14 protein-coding genes are annotated in these 17541 nt (G+C 61.9%); 1 reads left to right on the forward strand and 13 read right to left on the reverse strand.

Going from position 1 to position 17541, the window contains the following annotated elements:
• Nucleotides 1–29 precede the first annotated feature (29 nt).
• The 13 genes from OC71_RS07045 to OC71_RS07105 are packed head-to-tail and all read right to left on the reverse strand — an operon-like array spanning nucleotide 30 to nucleotide 15263.
• Complete coding sequence (locus OC71_RS07045; protein ID WP_041066249.1) at nucleotides 30–1949, reverse strand: hypothetical protein; 1920 nt, start codon at nucleotides 1947–1949, stop codon at nucleotides 30–32.
• The gene (locus tag OC71_RS07050) at nucleotides 1946–3250 is read right to left on the reverse strand and encodes a lipopolysaccharide biosynthesis protein (RefSeq protein ID WP_041066252.1); all 1305 of its coding nucleotides are present in this window, start codon (nucleotides 3248–3250) and stop codon (nucleotides 1946–1948) included. Before OC71_RS07050 ends, OC71_RS07045 begins: the two co-directional genes overlap by 4 nt.
• On the reverse strand, nucleotides 3247–4248 hold the full coding sequence (locus OC71_RS07055) for a polysaccharide deacetylase family protein (RefSeq protein WP_041066255.1): 1002 nt from the start codon (nucleotides 4246–4248) through the stop codon (nucleotides 3247–3249). The genes OC71_RS07050 and OC71_RS07055 overlap by 4 nt, the downstream gene beginning before the upstream one ends.
• Nucleotides 4249–4261: 13 nt before the next feature.
• Nucleotides 4262–5398, reverse strand: a complete 1137-nt coding sequence (locus OC71_RS07060; protein WP_041066258.1) for a glycosyltransferase family 2 protein — start codon at nucleotides 5396–5398, stop codon at nucleotides 4262–4264.
• Nucleotides 5391–6359: a glycosyltransferase gene (locus OC71_RS07065; RefSeq protein WP_041066261.1), complete on the reverse strand. Its 969-nt coding sequence runs from the start codon at nucleotides 6357–6359 to the stop codon at nucleotides 5391–5393. The genes OC71_RS07060 and OC71_RS07065 overlap by 8 nt, the downstream gene beginning before the upstream one ends.
• Nucleotides 6356–7723, reverse strand: coding sequence for an O-antigen ligase (locus OC71_RS07070; RefSeq protein ID WP_041066264.1), 1368 nt, complete (start codon nucleotides 7721–7723; stop codon nucleotides 6356–6358). Before OC71_RS07070 ends, OC71_RS07065 begins: the two co-directional genes overlap by 4 nt.
• Entirely contained in the window at nucleotides 7720–8811 is a 1092-nt protein-coding gene (locus OC71_RS07075; protein ID WP_041066267.1) for a glycosyltransferase family 4 protein, read from the reverse strand. The genes OC71_RS07070 and OC71_RS07075 overlap by 4 nt, the downstream gene beginning before the upstream one ends.
• Nucleotides 8808–10400, reverse strand: coding sequence for a Wzz/FepE/Etk N-terminal domain-containing protein (locus tag OC71_RS07080; RefSeq protein WP_041066270.1), 1593 nt, complete (start codon nucleotides 10398–10400; stop codon nucleotides 8808–8810). Before OC71_RS07080 ends, OC71_RS07075 begins: the two co-directional genes overlap by 4 nt.
• A gap of 17 nt (nucleotides 10401–10417) precedes the next feature.
• Nucleotides 10418–11443, reverse strand: coding sequence for a polysaccharide biosynthesis/export family protein (locus OC71_RS07085; RefSeq protein ID WP_041066273.1), 1026 nt, complete (start codon nucleotides 11441–11443; stop codon nucleotides 10418–10420).
• A 21-nt stretch (nucleotides 11444–11464) separates the two neighbouring features.
• Nucleotides 11465–12112 carry a CpsD/CapB family tyrosine-protein kinase gene (locus tag OC71_RS07090; protein WP_041066276.1) on the reverse strand — a complete coding sequence of 216 codons (648 nt, stop codon included), beginning with the start codon at nucleotides 12110–12112 and terminating at the stop codon, nucleotides 11465–11467.
• Nucleotides 12112–12858, reverse strand: coding sequence for a sugar transferase (locus tag OC71_RS07095; RefSeq protein ID WP_041066278.1), 747 nt, complete (start codon nucleotides 12856–12858; stop codon nucleotides 12112–12114). Before OC71_RS07095 ends, OC71_RS07090 begins: the two co-directional genes overlap by 1 nt.
• An 18-nt stretch (nucleotides 12859–12876) precedes the next feature.
• The gene (locus OC71_RS07100) at nucleotides 12877–13914 is read right to left on the reverse strand and encodes an NAD-dependent epimerase (RefSeq protein WP_041066280.1); all 1038 of its coding nucleotides are present in this window, start codon (nucleotides 13912–13914) and stop codon (nucleotides 12877–12879) included.
• The gene (locus OC71_RS07105; RefSeq protein ID WP_041066283.1) at nucleotides 13911–15263 is read right to left on the reverse strand and encodes a UDP-glucose/GDP-mannose dehydrogenase family protein; all 1353 of its coding nucleotides are present in this window, start codon (nucleotides 15261–15263) and stop codon (nucleotides 13911–13913) included. Before OC71_RS07105 ends, OC71_RS07100 begins: the two co-directional genes overlap by 4 nt.
• A 390-nt stretch (nucleotides 15264–15653) precedes the next feature.
• Between OC71_RS07105 and OC71_RS07110 the strand changes: the two genes are divergently transcribed.
• Nucleotides 15654–17351, forward strand: coding sequence for a sulfatase-like hydrolase/transferase (locus OC71_RS07110; RefSeq protein WP_041066286.1), 1698 nt, complete (start codon nucleotides 15654–15656; stop codon nucleotides 17349–17351).
• The last annotated feature ends 190 nt before the right edge of the window (nucleotides 17352–17541 follow it).

The following is a 17541-nucleotide window of genomic DNA, read 5'->3' on the forward strand; positions in this document are numbered from 1 at the left end:
TTTCGCCATGCATTGTCTGAAATTCGGGTTCATGACGCGCTCCAGCTCAACGCGAACAGGGTTTCCCCTGGCAAGTCGAAGCTGACGCGTCCGTCGCGGCAGGCGAATGGCGCATCGCGGCTGCGGTTGTCCGTGCCGAAGTAACGCAACGCACCATTGTTCAGCGGGCACTTGGCGCCACTCAGGTCGACCCGCTGCAAACGCGTGCCCTTGTTCACACCGAGCAGGCCACGCTGGTCGTCGCCGGCCATCGCCAGCACATCGACTTCGAAGCCGTCGTTCTCCAGCCACAGCACCTGATGCAGCCAGTGCTGCGCGATGAACTGCTGGGCCAGCCCCACCGGTTTCAGCTCGAAACCCTCAGCGCCCAGGACCCGGATCATGCCTTTGGGGTATTCCGGCTCATCGGCGGCCTGAAACCAGTTGAGCATGCTCAGCAAACCGTCCTGCGAAGCGTTGATCACCACCGACGTCCACCACAGCGCGGCGTACCGGGTTTCTTGATCGTAGGGGCTGAGGCTGGAGCCGCTGGAGAGGTTGGTCTGATCCAGCAGCAAAGCCTTGCGCGGTTGGCCGCGAGCGTCGAGGCCAACCAGTTCGGCAGCGCGGCGCACGCTGTCGCGGTAGACCCGGGTGGCGAGCAGGTCGCGGATCATCCATTCGTGCCAGGCCAGTGCGTCGATCTGCTCGGCGGACTCACCGAGCAAGCGCCGCGCCCAGTCGATGCCACGCTTGTCTGCCGCGTTATCGGCGAACGGCCCGTTGACCAGCCGCGAACTGGCGGGCATGGCGATGCGCACGCCGGCCCTGGCATTCGCCGGATCGCTGCGCACTTGCCTGGCCATGCTGGCGAAAATTGCCCGGTATTGCTCGAAGCTCGAATAGTTGAGGTTCGGCTCATCGGCAAAACCGATGTAGTGCGTGCCTTTGCCGCCCAAGGCGCGGGTGCTGGCCAGCCACGCGTCGAGCCCGCCATTGCTTTGCACATCGGCGCGCAGATCGGCCTGACGCTGGCTGCCGGCGAGCAGGGTGATGTCCTGACGAATGCCGAAGCGCTCCTGATAAACCTTGCGGAACGCGTCTTCGAAGTGCGGATTCTTCGCCGTGACATCGACAAAACTGTAGTAACTGGCGGCGGTCGCTTTCAACGCATCCAGCACCGCATGGCTACTGGCGGGCGGCATCACATAGGGCAGGGCGATGCCCAGATCCGGCGTGCGTCCGAGGATTTTGTCGTGCAGGGTCAGGTGGATCTGGCCGGTCTCTTCGCGCACAGGTTTGAGTTGCTGCGCAGTCTGCGCAAACCGATTGGCCGTGCCGTCGAGCCAGAACGCCGCTTTGCCGCTGCCTTGCAGACGCAGGCGCCAGACCTGTTCGCGTTCGCTGACCGGCAACGCCAGTTGATCGAACTGCCAGTAGGCGCGATAGGGTTTGAGCGCCAGCGTCAGTGGCTGATCATCGCCCACGCGTTGCGCCTGCAGCGCGTTGACCCCGCCATGAAACTTGCCGGCCAGCACCGCGTGTTCCCCCGGCGCCACCTTGAAATACAGCTCGTCGCCGTTCTGTGTCTGCGCGCTGAAATGCACCTTGGCCGGCTCGAACAGCGCCACGGTGTGCTCATCGTGTTCGACCCGATAATTGCGGAAGCTGTAGCCAGGAATTTCCAGGCGATAACTGGCAGCGCCCGGCAGCAGCGGCCAGCTCTGGCTGCCACGGGTTTCGCTGGCCTTGATCAAGCGTTCGCCCTGCAGTTTGCCCTGGCCGTCGAGCAGGTACAGATGCTCTTCGTTGGCCTCGGCCTGCCACGCCGGGGTCCAGCGCACGGTCACGGTGTCCGGGCGATCGGCTTGCAGATACAGGCTGCCGTCGCGGATCTCGCCCCAGCGCATCGACGCGGCAAAGGCGTCCAGCGACAGGCCGAGACCGAGCAGCAGGAGCAGGCCTTTCATACGGCCTTCCGGTGCAGCATCTGCCACATCGGCGCGACATCGCTGGGCAGGATGATCAGGGTTTGCCAAAACGCCACGCCGCTTAAACGGCAGTACAACACCAGCATCGCCACGGTCACGGCCAGGTAGGCAATCGACGATGCCGCCGCTGCACCGACGATGCCGTAGGCCGGAATCAACACCAGGTTCAGCGCCAGATTGAGCAGGGCGCCGAGGCCCATCAGCAGCGACACCGTACCGGGGCGGTTTTTCCCCAGCAGGTCCAGACGCAGGATGCTTGCGTAGCACAGGCCGAGCAGCCCCGGCAGCAAGGCGAGCAGCGCCGGATACGCCGGTTGGTAAGCGATGCCGAACAGGGTGACGATCAGCCAGTTGCCGATCACGGCCATGCTCAGGCACGCACCGAGCATCACTGTGGCGGTCAGGCGCAGAGCCAGCGGGGTGACCTTGTCCATGCCTTCGTCTTGTTGCAACAGGCGTTTCATCAGCGGCGTGGTCACTGCTTCCGGGACGATCAGCAGCAGTTCGGCGGCGGCGCTGGCCATCGCATAATGCCCCAGCGCGGTGCTGCCGAGCAGGGCGCCGATGAACAGGTAGTCCGAGCGCAGAATCACCTGTTGGAACAGCAAGTCCGGATGGCTGCGCGCGCTGTAGCGCAGCAGTTCGTTCTGGCTGGCGCGATCCCATTGCAGGTGCAGCGGTTGCGCGCGTTTGAGCCAGACCCAACCGGCCAGCACCACCAGGCTGATCCCGGCCAGCCAACTGATCAGCGCCGCTTCCAGCGCCGCGCTTTTCCACATCCAGAACAGCGCGAGAAACAGCAGCAGCGGCGCCAGTGATTCGGTCAGGCGTAAGGCGTTGAACGCGACCACGCCACCGGAGGCGTTGTGCAGGGTCAGCAGACCGCTCTTCAGCACGGTCAGCGGTACCGCCAGCAGTAACAGCCAGGCCAGCAGACCGAGCTGCACGGTGACATCCAGTTCACTGCCGAACTCACGCACCAGGGCTACCACCAACAAGGTCAACAGGCCGGCGAGCAAGCAACCAAACACCAGCACCTGACTCAGCAGCAACCCCATCGGCCGTTGCTTGGCGGCCTGATAACCGACGGCTGAATTCAACCCGCCACTGGTGGCAGCGCTGATCAGATCGGGCAAGGTGCTGAGCAGCGCAAACAGCCCTCGCTCACTGGGGCCGAGGATCCGCGCCAGCAACACATTGCGCAGCAAACGCAAGGCGATCATCGCCAGTTTGGTGCCCATGCTCAGCGCCAGATGCTTGAGGTAATGGCTGCGGCTCATGGCCGGTTTCCACGAAAGATACGCCACGACAGCAGCTCGGGATTACGCGCGGTGCGTTGGCTGACGCCGAAACGTGGCAGGTTCAGTGGATCGCCTTCGCCGCGATAGATGCCGGTGCCGGTGCCCAGCGCGAACGGGTAATCGTGGGCAGCCATCTGCTTGCGCACACGGTCGTCGTTGTTGCCGTTGGGGTAGCAATACACCGGCAGTGGCCGGTTGCAGCCGTTGTTCAAGGCGTCGCGGCTGCGGCGGATTTCTTCGCTCAGGCGCACATCGTCCAGTTCCGTGAGGATCGCGTGGCTGGCGCCGTGCGGGCCGAAACGCACCAGTCCCGAGGCTTCCAGCGCCCGCACCTGGTGCCAGTCCAGCGCTTGCGGCTGCGCTTCGGGTGGGCATTCGTCGGTCAAGCGTTCGAGCATCGCCGGTTCAAGGTTTTTCAGGCTTTGCAGGTAGTGCAGCAGCGACAGGCTGCGGCGGTCGACATCGATGTCATCGACCAGTACCGGCAGTGGGTGGTGGATCATGTGCAGGTATTCGATCAAGTGCATGCGGGCCTTTTCGCCATGGCTGCCCCACAGGGTCTCGCCAAGGCTTTCCCACCAGAAGCGCTGGCGGCTGCCGATGAAATCGGTGGAGAGAAAGATGCTCGCCGGCACCTGATGTTTTTGCAGCAGCGGGAACGCATTGACCGCGTTGTCGCGCCAGCCGTCGTCGAACGTCAGTGCCACCCGTGGACGGTCGCTGCGCAGTGAGGTGGGCGCAAGGATGTCCATCAGCGGCACACAATCGAAGTGTCGGCGCAGCCACACCAGCAGGTGCTCGAAGGCTTTCGGTCCGACACACAGCTCATTGCGGTGCGGCAGGTCGGCGGCGCGGTCGTTGGCCAGCACCCGGTGCAACATCAGGATCACCCCGGCGCCGTGCAGCTGATTGCGTCCCACCGGGGAATTGAGGTAAAGCCAGCCACTGGTGCGTTTTATTAATTGTTTGATCGCCATGGCTTCGCTCCTTTCAACGGTTTTGTTCAGGATTCCACTGGGCGTAACGCTGGCCGCGCAAGAACTGCCACAGGCCGATGCTCATGCCTGCCAGTGTGACCAGCAGAAATGCCGCAAGGCGAAACGGTTTGGGTAACCGGTGTTGTGAATCCAGCAGTCCGGCAATCGCCACGGCGTAACCGAACAGTTGGGCGATCAGGGCCAGTCGATAGAATCCGTGGTCCTCCCACAGCCAGAAATTGCTCAGCAGCAATGGCAGCAGGAGGATCGGTGCCAGGCGGCGGATCAGCTTGTGGCTGATCAGCGCAATCGAATACAAGCCATGTTTGAGCGGGTTGAGCAGTTCACGGCGCTGGGCGAGGCTTTGCAGGCCACCGACGGTGACGCGTTGACGGCGGCGGAACTGTTTGTCCGCTTCGTCGACACCGTGGTCGATGACCTGCGCCTCGGGCACATAGACAATGCGCTTGAAGGCGACCGGCGCGCAGGTGCTGAGAAAGAAGTCGTCATTGACCTCCGCCGGTACGCTCTGGAACAGCTCGCGGCGCAGGGCGAGCAGGGCGCCATCGGCCGAGACCATGCAACCGGTGCGATTCTCCACCCGGCGCAGCCAGCCCTCGTAATGCCGGTACAGACTGTCGCCGACGCTGAGGCCGCCGCCGGTCACCGGAATCACCATGTGCCCGGCGCAGGCACCGACGTTGGGGTCGCTGAGTGGCGCGAGCAGGTAGCCGAGGGTTTCCCGCGACCATTGGTTATCGGCATCGGTGAACACCAGGATATCGCCGGTCGCCAGTGCCGCCCCGGCATTCAGCGTTGCCGCTTTGCCCTGGCGCGGCAGGTCGAGGACAGTGATGCGCGAATCAACCACCTTGTGCGCGCGGGCCACGGTGTCGTCGGTCGAGCCGTCGCTGGCGAGAATGATCTGCAGCGTGGCCGGCTGATAGTCCTGCGCCAGCAGCGTGCGCAATTTGTGCTCGATGTGCCGCGCCTCGTTGTGCGCGGCGATCACGATGCTGATGTTCAGCGGCGGCGCCGGGCTGTGGCGCCAGGCCGGGAACAGCGGCGCCAGCACCGTCAGCAGCAGCGGGTAGCCAAGGTAGGCGTATACCGGCAGCAGCAGGCACAGCCAGAAAATGAATTCAGCCACGGGCAGGCCTCCTGGCATTCCAATGACACAGACTGAGAATGAACGCGGCGCCCGCCAGGTGCAGACGCACCCAGTGCAGGCCCCACAGTTGCAGGGTCAGGCCGATGTCGCGGTGTTTGATACTCTGCCGCACGCTCAGCACCAGCCCCGGCAGAAGGGTCAACGCGACCATGGTCGCGGCGTGATGCGGGAAGCCGTCGAGCAACGCTGAAATCGCCAGGAAGTCGAGGATCCACACCGCAATCGACAGCAACGGAAAACGCAGCAGGCGCAGGCTGAACCCGTGGGTGCGCAGCAGTTGCAGGTGGCTGCCCTGGCGCCACATTTCCTTGCCCATCCACTCGCGCCAGTTCATTTCGTAGCCCCAGTGCAGGGCGACGTGGTTGTTGATCGAGAGCAATACGGCGCCGTTGTCGCGCAGGCGCAGGGTGAATTCCTTGTCCTCGCCAGTGCGCAGGTGTTCGTCGAAACCGCCGACCTTGTCGAACCAGCGCCGGCGCATCAGCAGGTTGGAGCTGGGTAGCCAGTCCACCGGGTGCGAGCTCTGGCTGGACGGGCGCAGCGTGCGCCGTTGCCAGGCAGCGGCGTACCACGGCGCGGCAGCAGGAGTGTGCAGATCCAGACCGAACACATCGGCCTGACCCTCGGCTTGCAGTTCGAACAAGGGCTTGAGCCAGTCTTCGGGCATCTCGACGTCGGCATCAATGAACGCGATCCACTCGCCGCTTGCCAGCAGCGCACCGCGATTGCGCAGCGCACCGATCAGCAGGCCCGGTAGCACCAGCACCTGTGCACCGAACTGGCGGGCGATGTGCGGGCCGTCGTCGCTCGAACCGTTGTCGACAACGATCAACTCGCACTCGACATCGGCTGCATGTGCGGCTTTTTGCGCGGCCAGCAGCGTGCGGCCAATGTGCCGGGCCTCGTTGAACATCGGGATGATGATGCTGATCCGGCTCATGTCCTGGCCTCGTTCAGTGGCGCCTGTTCGGCCTTGAGGCGCAGGACGCTGGTCAGCGCGAGCATGATCCACACGTATTTCTGATTCGGTGCACTGAGGAACATCAGGAACAGGGTCAGTGACAGGAAGCTCACGCCGAGGTGGGTCATCAGGTCCGCCTGTTGCCAGTCGCGCCGCAGCATCCACGCGGCGCGGGCGCGGATCAGGTTGTACAGACCGAGGCCGAGCATGCCGACAAACAGCAGGCCGGCGGGGATCCCCAGCTCACTGAAAATTTCCAGATAAGTGTTGTGGGCACGGCGGTACAGGTCACCGATCTTGCGGTTGGCGGAAAACGCCTTGGCGTAGCCGGTGGTCGCGTAGTGCAGCGGGAAGGTGCCGGGTCCAGAACCGAGCAACGGGTTCTCGCGGATCATCTGCCCGCCGACCACGATGTACGAGGCGCGGCGGCCGAGGGATTCATCCTGTGCCTTGGAGCCGGCGCTGAGAATACTCAGCGACTGAATGCGCGCGGCGTAACCGGCGGGCATCGCGTAGATTGCCAGCGGGATCACGATGGCTGCACCGAGCATGGCGAAGCCCAGGTGCCGAGGGCGAATCCGCGTCAGTTGCGCGCGGTAGTGCCAGCAACCGATCAGCAGACTCAAGGCCACCACCACCAGCCCGGAGCGCGATTCGGTCTTGGTCATGCCACCGAGCAGCAGCAAGCAGCAAGCGCCCCAGAACAACCGGTGCAGCAGGTTAGGCCCCCGAATCACCAGCAGCAGGCCCAGCGGAATGGCGAAGGCGATCAGCAGGGCGAAGGCGTTGGGGTCCTCCAGCAGCCCGGCGGCGCGGCCTTGATCCTGGAATTTGGTCGAGAACATTGCCATGGCGCAGGTGGCACTGACGCTCAGGGTCACCAGTCGGGCGAACAGGTCAAGATTCAGTTCACGGCCGATCAACAGGGTAATGACAAACAGGATCAGCCCGACGCTCAGTTCACGCAGATGCCCCAGTGACATACCGAGGTCATCGGTGTTGAGCAAACTGAGGAAATACAGGACGAGGAACCACAGCAGAAACCGCCAGATATTGCTGCGCAGGCGCTCGCCGGGAATCTGATGCAGGGCCAGTTGCAGCATCAGGATCACCGCCAGCGAGGCGCCGATCAGTTTGCTTCCGGACAGCGCACTGTCCTTGAAGAAACCTTCAAACGGTACCAGCGCGGCGATGCCCAGCAGGCCCCAGGTCGGCTTGCGGTACAACACCGTGAACCCCACCAGGCCAATGACCGCGCCGGGTGCGAGAAATGGATAAGGGCTGGCGAGCAGACCGATGCACACCAGACCGAGCAGCGTGACGATCGAGAGCGGGAAAATCATGCGCGTGCCTCCCGTGCCGTGCGGATGTACAGCTGCGACCAGCGTTCGGCCAAGGCCTTGAGGTCGTAGCGATCCTGTTGCGTACGCTTTGCGTTGTCACACAATTGCCGAGCCAGGTTCGGCTCGTTCAGTAGGTTATCGAGCTGGCGGGCGAGGTCGGCGCTGGCGGCGGGTGTCGCCAGCAAGCCGTTGTGCCGGTGCTCGAGTACATCGGGAATGCCGCCGACCGCAAACGCCACCACCGGCACGCCGCTCTGCATCGCTTCGAGCAGAATCATCGGCGTGCCTTCGGTGCGCGAGCTGATCACCAGCGCATCCAGTTGTTGCCACCACGGCTGCATGGCGGTCTGGTAACCGGGCAGGCGAATTCGTTGCTGCAAACCTGCGGCGTCGATCCGCGCCTGCAGCGCCTCACGTTCCGGGCCGTCACCGAGCATCACCGCGTCCAGTTGCGGATGCTGGTGACACAGCGGAATCAGGGCATCGAGAAACAGGTCCGGGCCTTTCTCGCTGCTCAAGCGTCCGACGTAACCGGCGAGCCAGCGCTGACTGTCAGTGGTGCTGATCAACGCTTCGGCGGCGGGCAATCCGTTGGGGATCACCTGAAGTTTGTCCGCCTGCACGCTGGCCTGACGATGCAGCACGGCGATGCTCTCGGCCACGCACACCACCCGATCCACCGAGGCGGTGCGGCATAACTGCAGACTCAGCCAGGTATAGAACTTCTGTTTGCGGCTGCGCGGGGTGAAGCCGTGTTGGGTGATGACCAGCGGCAAACGCAACAGCGTCGCGCCGACCCAGCCGAACAACAGCCCTTTGAAGTTGTGTGTATTGATCAGCGGCCGTTCACTGCGCCGGGCCCGCAGGTGGCGCAACAACTCGCCCAGCCCGGCACAACCACGACAGTCCACCCCGGCCTCGCGAAAGCGCGCGATCAATGCGGGCGGTGCATCGAGAAACAGCACCTGGTGCTGCCCCGGTGTCGCCAGGCAGTGATCGAGCAACATGCGCTCGGCCCCATAGAAGCCGCCGCTGCTGAGCAAGTGAATGATCGGCAGCGCGGCGTTCGGGGTGGACAGCGTGTTCAATTGCGCACCCAGTGCACGAAGCTTGGCACGGTCCAGTTCTTGTGCGGATTGCTCGGCAGCACGTTCTCGTCGTTGATCACCAGCAACACCGGCAGGCCCAGTTCGTGGGTGATTTGCGCCGGGTGTTTGAAACGGTGATCGAAGAACTCACGCACATAGACCAGGGCAATCGCCAGCAGCAGGCCGGTGAACAGCCCGAACGGAATGATCAGCAGCGGTTTGGGGAACGCCGGCTCGGTCGGCTCGAACGGCGGGCTGAGCACCTTGGCGTTCGACAGGTCGTCGTTGAGCGAACCGGCGGTGCTGCTTTCGGCAAAGCGTTGCGCGTAGGTCGAGAACGCCGTGTGCAGCGCGTCGATTTCCGTGTCCATCTGCCGCAGCTTGCTCTGGGTCTGTTGCAAGGTGTGGATGCGGTTCTTGAACTCGGCGATGCGCGCGGTTTTCTGATCGATCACCTGTTGCACCACGGCCAGGTCGTTGGTGCGTTCCTGAATGCGGTTGCTCACCACTTTGAGGAACTGCTGGCGGGTGCGGGCGATCTGCTCACGGGTCAGCAGCATCGGCTCGCTGCCGGGCTGGAACACCGCGAGGTCATTCATGTAGCGGCTGACCTGAGTGGTCAGTTGCTCGCCCAACTGTTTGATTTCCCGATCCTCGAACGCCACGTTATCGACGGTGGTGGTGAAGGTGAAGGGGAAGGTGTAGTCGTTGAGCTTGTTGCTGCTGGCGGCCGTCAGCGCGGTTTTCAGGTATTCGAGCCAGCGCTGGCTCTGCAACAGGCGATCCTGATACAGGTTCAGGGCCTGCTCTTCGGTATTGATCGCGTTCAGGCGGAAGGTGATTTCTTCCTTCGGATCGGACGATGCAACACTTTCCAGCAGCGCTTGCCGATTACCTTCCAGCCCATCGAGGCGCACCTGATACAGGTGCTTCTTGGTTTCGTAGAAGGATTGCGGCAGGTCGATCGATTGCAGCGCCTGACGGCTGACCAGATAGTTCTGCAGCAGGGTCGCAACGAACGTGGTGCCCTGATGCGGATCCGGGAAGCTGTAGATGATCGAGATCACGTTGGAGCCGGGCAGGGTCTCGATCTTCAGGCTGTTGATCGCATCTTGCGTCAAGCCATCGAGCACCGTGTCACGCACCGGATCGGTTTGCAGCCCGAGCATGTTGCGCAGCGGATTGATCACGTACTCACGCAGTGGCGAAGAGACGTAGCGCCGGATCGGATCGCTCACCAGTTTGGCGAACATACCGACCGGCGGGTTGTACTCGCCCTTGTCGCGCAACTCGCTGATGGTCTGGCGGATCAGCGCCGGGGACCGCAGGATGTTGCTTTCGGTTTCCATGTCCGCCAGCGACGGCGGAATGAAGGTGGCGTTATCGACCGTCAGTGACGTGGTGGCGTCACCCTGGGAGAGTTTTTTCGACTGCACGATCACTTGGGCGGTGATATCGAAGCTCTGTTTGAGCACCAGCGGCAGTACCAACGCGATGACTGCAAAGATCAGGAAGACCCGTTTCACCAGCTGCTTGTTGGCGAAGAAGATCCTGAAGAACTCATGCAGGTAGTTTTCCTTTGGATTCATGATCGGTCACCTGAGAGTCAGTTGTTGTTACTGCCTTTGTTGTCGACGCGGTAGCCGAAGCTGAAACCAACGCCCTGGAACAACACCACGTCGGCCAGTTGCCGGGCCAGATCGCCGGCACTCGCCAGTTTGGTTTTTGGCACGAACAGCATGTCGTCCGGTTGCAGGTAGGCGATCTGCGACGCATCGCCCGACAGGGCTTTTTCCACGTCGTAGTGCACGGCCTGCACCTGATTGCCGTTGCGGCGCATGATCACCACCGAGTCCAGACGCGCTTTGACATTGGTGCCGCGCGCCAGGGTCAGCGCTTCAAGCACCGACACTGGACGGCGGATCGGGTAGGAGCCCGGTTGGCCGACCTCGCCCAGCACGTAGATCTCGTTGCCGGCGGTGGACTTGAGCATCACATCGACGCTCATCCGCCCCGGCAATTGCGCGTACTTCTGGTTGAGGAAGGTTTCCAGTTGATTGATGGTCATGCCTTGCAGCGGCACCGCGCCGATTTCCGGAAAGCTCGCATAACCGTCGTTGCCCACGGTGATCTCGCGGCTCATGCCGGTGGCCGGGTGATTCAGCGCGCTTTTCAGGTTCTGCTCATTGGTCAGCGGACTGATGACCTGCACCGTCAACTGATTGCGGTTGGGCTGGAACAGCTGTTTACGCTGGTAGGCACGCTGGATTTCATCGCGCGCTTCATCGGCGGTCAGGCCGGCGATTTTCACCGAGGTGTTGGCGCCGGGCAGGTTGATGGTGCCGTCGGGCAGCACCAACTGGTTGCCATTGAGCTGGCTGGCGGCGGTGAAGTTCAGGCCGATCTGGTCACCCGACTGCACGCGGTAGGCGTCCGAGCCGCTGGTGCTGATGTGGAAGATCACATCCAGCACGTCTTGCGGACGCAAGGTCTGCTCGATCTTCGGCATGTCGGTGGCCTGGGCGTTGGCCGGGGTGGCGGTGAGAATGTTCACCGGCATGTTCTGGGTTTCGGAATTGCTGGAGCAGCCTGCAAGCGGCAGCATCAGCAGAACCAGTATCTTGGCGTTCATGGCGTCATCCCTCGCGTTTGCTTACAGGTTTTTGTAGAGCCACTTGGGCATGTAGTACTTGCGCCGGTTGAATACGCTGCCGACCACTTTTGCCCCGGCCTGGGTCAGGCGTTGCACGGCGGCCTGGGCGACTTCCCAGCGGGTGTCTTCGGCGCGCACCACAAACACCACGCCATCGACTTGAGTGGCGAGCACCAGCGTGTCGGCGGCGGAATACACCGCGTCGCCGTCGATCACCACGAAGCGATACTGCGTGCCCAAGCGGTCGAGCAGCGGGCTCAGGCGCTCGGCGGTCAGGTGTTCGAGGGTGCGGATCGGCCGGCCGTTGGGCAGCACGTGGAACGGCAGGCTGGAAACCTGCACCACGCAATCCTGCAACAGCGGCGGGTTGTCCGGGTTGAACAGCAAGTCGCGCAGGCCGCGTTCCTTGCCCAGGTTCAATTGCTGCGTGAGGCTGCCCGCCGACTGGCTGGCATCGACCAGCAGCACCTGGCCGCTGCTCATCTGCGCCAGTTGGCTGGCCAGCGCCAATGCGCTGGTGGTGGTACCGGCGCCCGGGTTGGCGGCGGTCAGGAACAGGATCCGCAGATCCAGATCCAGCACGGTCGAGATCAGGTTCGATTCGCTGGGGTTGGCAATGCTCAGGCTTTTGTTGGTTGAACCGTCCATTAGCTTGCTCCGTGGCCACTGAATACTTTGAAGGGGGTTTTCAACAAGATCTTCAGATCAAGCAAAAGGCTTTGCTCGGCGATGTAGCTGAGGTCCAACTCAACGCGCTGGTCGAAGTCGATGTTGCTGCGCCCGGAGATCTGCCACAGGCCGGTCATGCCGGGGTAGATGCTCAGGCGCGCGAGGTGATTGTCCTTGTAGCGGTAGGCGTTGAACGAGGTCGGCCGCGGGCCGACCAGGCGCATGTCACCGCTCACCACGTTGAACAGGTTGGGCAGTTCATCGAGGCTGGTGCGCCGCAGGAAACCGCCGATACCGGTGATGCGTGGGTCCTTGTCGATCTTGAAATCGATGGCGTCGACCCCGTGCTTGTTGAGGTGACGCAGCGATTCCTTCAGCTCTTCGGCGTTGCAGACCATGGTGCGGAACTTGTACATGCCGAAGGTGCGGCCGCGATAACCGGTCCGTTTCTGCACGAACATCACCGGTCCCGGGCTGGTGAATTTGATGGCCAGTGCCAGGCCCAGCAGCAGCGGCGAGAACACCACCAGCAGCACCAGCGCACCGAAGCAGGCCAATACCCGGTTGGTGCGTGACAACGTCCATGGCCGGCCACCGTCGCGGCCGGTCAACCAGCCACGGCCCTGCATGTGGATGGCGGAATCGAGGCGCATTCGGTGCTCGGGATCCATGCGCTTGTCGCGGCGCATCTGATTGATCGGTACACCTTGTTCATGTCCAGTCATGGGGTCCTCCGCTGATGTTCAGCCGCGAGCGGCGCGTGGGCGATAGGCAGTGGGGTAGTAGTCGCGAAACCAGGCGATGAAACGCCCCAGTCCTTCATCCAGCTCGATCCGGGGCTGGAACCCGGTGGCCTGGGCCAGATCATCGGTCTCGGCACAGGTGTTGAGCACATCGCCCGGTTGCAGGGGCAAGAGCTCGACAATGGCTTTCTGGCCGAGGTGTTTTTCCATCAGCGCCAGATAGGTTTTCAGCTCCACCGGGTGATGGCCGCCAATATTGAACAGGCACCACGGGGCCATGCTGCTGCCGGCGTCGGGGTGTTCGCGGTCCCACTCCGGGTGGTTGTGCGGCGGATGGTCGGTGAGGCGCGCGATGCTTTCGACGATGTCATCGATGTAGGTGAAATCGCGCTGATGCTCGCCGTAGTTGAACAGTTTCAGCGGCGTGCCTTCGGTGATCGCCCGGGCGAACTGGATGGGCGACATGTCGGGCCGCCCCCATGGCCCGTACACAGTGAAAAAGCGCAGGCCGGTGCAGGGAATGCCGAACAGATGGCTGTAACTGTGGGCCATCAGCTCATTGGCTTTTTTGGTCGCGGCGTACAGCGACAGCGGGTGATTGACGCCGTCGTGCACCGAATACGGGGTGTGCTGGTTGGCGCCGTAGACCGAACTCGATGAGGCGTAGATCAAGTGCTCCACCGGATGGTGCCGGCAGCCTTCGAGAATGTTCAGGAAGCCGCAGAGGTTGCTGTCCAGATAGGCTTTCGGATTTTCCAGCGAGTAGCGCACCCCGGCCTGCGCCGCGAGGTGGATCACCACCTGCGGTTGCTCGCGGACAAACAGCGCTTCGATCGCGGCGGCGTCGGCCAGATCAATGCGTGCCAGCGGGAAATGCCCGACCTGATCACGCACCCATTGCACGCGATCGTGTTTGAGCTGCGGGTCGTAGTAGCCGTTGAAATTATCCAGGCCGACCACCGCATGCCCGTCGCGCATCAGCCGCAACACGCAATGGGCACCAATGAAGCCGGCAGCGCCGGTGACCAGGATTTTCATGGGCGCAATCCTTCCGGTGCGATGTGGCGCAGGCCGATGCCGCTGTAGTGCAAACCGGCGGCGGCCACGTGTTCCGGGTTGTAGAGGTTGCGACCGTCGACAATCACTTTGGAGCGCAACTTGCTCGCCAGCAGCTCGAAATCCACTACGCGAAAATTCTTCCATTCGGTGCAGATCACCAGCGCATCGGCATCTTCCAGGGTGTCGTCGCGGGTGGCGCACAAGTGCAGATCGTCGCGATAGCCGTACAGGCGCCGGCACTCGGACATGGCCTCCGGATCGTAGGCCTGCACGCTCGCGCCTTCGGCCCACAGCGCGTCCATCAGGTAGCGGCTGGGGGCTTCGCGCATGTCATCGGTATTGGGTTTGAACGCCAGGCCCCAGATCGCGATCGACTTGCCGCCCAGGCCTTGCGGAAACTGCGCCTTGAGTTTGCTGAAAAGAATGTGCCGCTGGCTGTCGTTGACATCAGTGACGCTGCGCAGCAGTTTCAGCGGCATGCCGTTGTGTTCGGCGGTGTGCAGCAGGGCGCGCAGATCCTTGGGAAAACACGAACCGCCGAAGCCGCAACCGGGGTAGATGAAGTGGTAACCAATGCGCGGATCGGAGCCGATGCCTTTGCGCACCGCTTCGATGTCGGCGCCCAGCAATTCAGTGAGATTGGCCAGCTCGTTCATGAAGCTGATACGCGTGGCGAGCATCGCGTTGGCCGCGTACTTGGTCAGCTCGGCGCTGCGGTTGTCCATGAACATCAGTTTTTCGTGGTTGCGGCAGAACGGCGCGTACAGCTCGCTCATCTGTTCGCGCGCCGCGTCATCACGGGTGCCGACGATGATCCGGTCCGGGCGCATGCAATCGGCGAGGGCGCTGCCTTCCTTGAGGAATTCGGGGTTGGACACCACCCGCACCTTGAGGCTGCTGCGGCCGCGGCGCTGCAATTCTTCGCTGGCCTTGGCGGCGACCTGATCCGCCGTGCCGACCGGCACCGTGGACTTGATGATCAGGGTGCGATCGGCCTCCATGTGCGAGGCGATCTGCCGGGCGACGTTGAGCACGTGGGTCAGGTCGGCGGAACCGTCCTCATCGGCCGGGGTGCCCACGGCGATGAAGATCAACTCGGCATGCTCCACCGCGTCGCTGGCCTGGGTGCTGAACAGCAGACGGCCGGCCTTGATATTTTCTTCCAGCGCGGCGGATAAACCCGGTTCGCTAATAGGCGGTACGGCCTGTTGCAGTTGTTTAATCTTGTTCGGGTCAATATCCACACATAAAACCCGATGTCCGACATCGGCAAGTGCGGCTGCTTGAATAAGGCCAACATAGCCCGTACCAAATACGCTCACGTCCATATTGGCGTGCCTCGTAAGACGGTGGAAGAAGATCAAAATGGAACTGTCAAAAGGGGTATAGCGCAGGTGTGGAAAAGCGTGTCAGCAAAATGACATGTTGCACGTGTATAACACCGGGCTTTTTTCAGGCTATTGGCCATCAAGTGCTTGCTATTGCTGGATTTGTCGCGTCCTTGACCCTTTATTCACATCCTGAAGAAAGCGATAAACGGTCGAAAGCCTTTAAATTAACGACTTGTAGCCGCTGGAGTGTGTCAGGAATGAGTCAACAGTTTTTTGACGCTTGACAGAAAAGTCAGGCTTTTCTTGCGCTTTGATGGCCGGGTGCTAGTGTCAGATTTTGACCGACAAACTATTGACCCAATGCCGTTTCGTACGACCGGAATCGCCATGTTTCGATATTTAAAAGAACTGCTTTTAGTTATTTATCTGCTGCTTTATTCCGAATATTACATTGAGCGGTTAAATGCTATCGGGGTCGGTTTTGCTGTGCTTCTTTTTGGCGCGATGTTTTTGGCGCTCACTTTAGCGTTATATCTAACGGCTTATATTCGTCAGGCATTGATTCGACACTTATTCGCAATAACGCTATTTGCTTCGGCGGTATTCTTTGATGTCTATACCCGGGTCACCGCGGATTACCTGAGCTACAGCAGCTTTGTCTCGCTGGTGTACTCCGGCGGCTTCATTCAGGAAGCCGCTTACCAGTATCGCGACGCGATCATTCATGGTGCGCTCAGCGGCCTGCTGTTGCTGTTCGGCATCGGGCTCAAACCGCGGCATGCGCTGGTGGTGCCCAATGCATTGCGGGTGGCGGCGCCGGTGTGTGGTGTGCTGCTGTTGAGCGCGGTGTTGTTCCTGCGGGCGGGCGAGGGCGCGCGGGGCTTGCCGATCATGTACACGCCGCTGGCCTATCTGAACCTGTTCACCTATGAAGCGCTGCACAACACGGTCGGCCCGCGTGAGCCCGTGACGCTGGCGCGCAGCGCTGCGACGGTCAATCACGACATCGTGTTGATTATCGACGAAAGCATCTCCGGCAATTACCTGGACATCAATGCGCCGTTCGGGGTGCACAGCAACCTCAAGCAGGCACATCCGGGGGTCGAGATTTTCAACTACGGCTACGCCGCGTCCATTGCCAACTGCAGCGCCGATACCAACGTTACGTTGCGTTACGGCGGTACGCGTGCCGACTACATACGGATCAACAGCACGCTGCCGTCGATCTGGCAGTACGCGAAAAAGGCCGGGTTGCGCACGGTGTACATCGACGCCCAGCGCACCGCCGGCAATCTGCAGAACCTGATGACCGACACCGAGAAAAAGGACATCGACGAGTTCGTGCAGTTTGACCAGACCAGCGTGCGAGACCGCGACATGGCTGCCGCCGCGAAGCTGATCGAGTTGCTCAACGACGATCAGCCGGAGCTGGTGGTGATCAATAAAGTCGGCGCGCATTTCCCGGTGCACGACAAGTACCCCGACGCCTTCATGGCCTACCGTCCGACGTTGCCGCGCGGGCAGTTCACCGAAGTCGCCGACACCGGCAAACGTGACGGTTTCAACGGCCAGCCGGACGATTGGCTGTTATACCGCAACGCCTACAAGAACACGCTGTTATGGAACGTGGGCGAGTTCTTCGCCCGGGTATTTGCTCAGGCCAGGCTGAACAATGCGCTGCTGATCTACACCTCCGATCACGGCCAGGACCTGCATGAGCGCGGCAACCCCGGGCTCAATACTCACTGTGGTGGCGATCCGGTGGAGGAAGAAGGGCTGGTGCCGCTGGTGGTGATTCAGGGCGATCAACTGCACGGCCCGGATTGGGCGCAGTCATTGCCGGTGAACAAGGACCGTTCCAGTCACTACAACATTTTCCCGACGCTGTTGCAGCTGATGGGTTACGACCTGGCGGGCATCGAGGCGGTATATGGCAAACCGCTGACGCTGCCGACGGCGGACGATTTCACCTTCAACTACCGCTTCAATGCGCGGCTGGGGGCCAGGCCTGAGTGGAAGCACATTGATCTGAAAACCATTGTCACGCCGGGGGAGGCGGCGACCAGTGTGGCAACCGGGCAGTGAGTATTGGCTTTGCAGGACTGGCCTCATCGCTGGCAAGCCAGCTCCCACAGTGTTTTTGGGTGTGCTCAGTATTTTTGAACAACCCAAGCCCTGTGGGAGCTGGCTTGCCAGCGATGGGGCCATTGGTTTCAACGCTGATCTGCTGAGGCCGCTATCCGCTATCCTTGCCCCACACTGATCCAACGGATGG

Origin of the sequence: Pseudomonas sp. W15Feb9B, from assembly GCF_000828175.1 — a bacterium.
In the GTDB taxonomy this organism is placed as follows: domain Bacteria; phylum Pseudomonadota; class Gammaproteobacteria; order Pseudomonadales; family Pseudomonadaceae; genus Aquipseudomonas; species Aquipseudomonas parakoreensis.